The sequence below is a fragment of the Halalkalibacter oceani genome (assembly GCF_023715605.1).
Lineage (GTDB): Bacteria > Bacillota > Bacilli > Bacillales > Bacillaceae_D > Halalkalibacter > Halalkalibacter oceani.
In genome coordinates, this window is the sequence record NZ_JAMBOL010000064.1 from 1 (window position 1) to 1,537 (window position 1,537).

1 protein-coding gene is annotated in these 1,537 nt (G+C 39.9%); it reads left to right on the forward strand.

Features of this window, described 5'->3' with window-relative positions; all coding sequences use genetic code 11:
• The first annotated feature begins 264 nt into the window (after positions 1-264).
• A complete protein-coding gene (locus M3202_RS21935; protein WP_251225346.1) occupies positions 265-1,425 on the forward strand; it encodes an IS110 family RNA-guided transposase in 1,161 nt (386 codons plus the stop codon).
• Positions 1,426-1,537: the final 112 nt, after the last annotated feature.

Genomic DNA, 1,537 nt, shown 5'->3' on the forward strand with positions numbered 1-1,537 from the left:
CCAGCCTTGTATATTAAGCACAAGAGGTTCGCTACCTCTAGTGCTTTTTTTAGTATAGTTTTCTATACTAAAAGCAACGCTGTGGATTAGTAGCCCAGCCTACAGTACTTTTTAGTAACTGGTTTTATAGAGAATCTAACCACAGCTCTTTGTTTAACTGTTAATGAGTTAGTTAACGCTAGACGTTTCATTTCCACAAGGATACAGGACAAGGAGTGCGTGGCTTGACAGCACAGCGTATTTTTTTAGAAAGAAGGGATTTCGATGATTTATGCAGGGATCGACGTAGCGAAACAGAAACATCAGGTGGCCATTCTTGATGAGGAAGGGAACGTCTATCAAGACAACTTGGCTATCCCCAATAATTATGCAGGATTTCAAACACTCCATGACATCCTTAGCCATCTTCAAACAGAGACAGCACAAGAATGCCAAGTCGCGATGGAAGATACAGGCCACTATTCTCTTCCCCTTCTCCAATTTTTAGAGAAGCATGGGTACTCCACTTATTGTTATAATCCTCTCTTAATCAAAGAATTTTCTAAGGCCCATACCTTGAGAAAAACAAAAACGGATAAAATGGATGCCTTAGTGATTGCCAAAAAGCTGATGGTGGATGGGGAAAAACGAGAAAAAAAACGAAACCAGATTTCTGTTGAACTGAAAGAATTAACACGGCATAGACGAAGACTTGGAAAACACCAATCTTTTCTAAAAACCCAATATACGCGGATACTGGAAAAAAGCTTCCCTGAGTTGGCGACATATGGGAAAGTCAGACATTCTGCTTATATGATAAAGATTCTAAAGAACTATCCAAGTCCAAAGAAAATCGCCGCAGCTCATTCAAAGACCCTTTCTTCCCTGCTAGGGGGAAATTCCAGCCAATTGTCGGCCTCTACCCTCCAACAACTAGCAAAGGAAAGCGTTGGCTACTGTTCTGAAGTGACAGAATTAGAATTAATTCAGACGATCGAACAGCTCGATTTGTATGAAAAGCAAATAAAAAAAGTCGATAAACGTATTCAGGAAATAATGGATATACTCGATTCGCCAATCGTAACCATTCCCGGAATATCTTATCGACTCGGTAGTATTATCCTAGCAGAAATAGGCGATATACACAACTTTAAGACACCTAGTCAGCTATTGGCTTTTGCGGGGATGGAGCCATCCATTTATGAATCGGGTGATGGAAGAGGGAAAGGGAAGATGGTCAAACGTGGCTCTCCTTATTTGCGTTGGGCTCTGTATCATGCCGCACGATTGGTTGCCATTTATTCACCGACCTTTAAGAATTATTATCAAAAGAAACAATCGGAAGGAAAACATTATCACGTCGTGCTTAGTCATATCGCGAAAAAACTGATAAGAGTCATCTTTCATTTACTTCGGAAAGAAGAAACCTATAAAGAAGCCCAATAACCCCCATTTTTTAAAAGGAGGCCATTATAGGCTTCTTTGTCATGCTTACATTTCTATTTTACGAAAGCTTTACCCTTCTCCTATTACTGCTTGACTTTATATAGTTAGTCTC

Coding starts and splice junctions, on each gene's coding strand:
- M3202_RS21935 (WP_251225346.1), top strand. CDS start 265: ATGATTTATGCAGGGATCGACGTAGCGAAACAGAAACATCAGGTGGCC.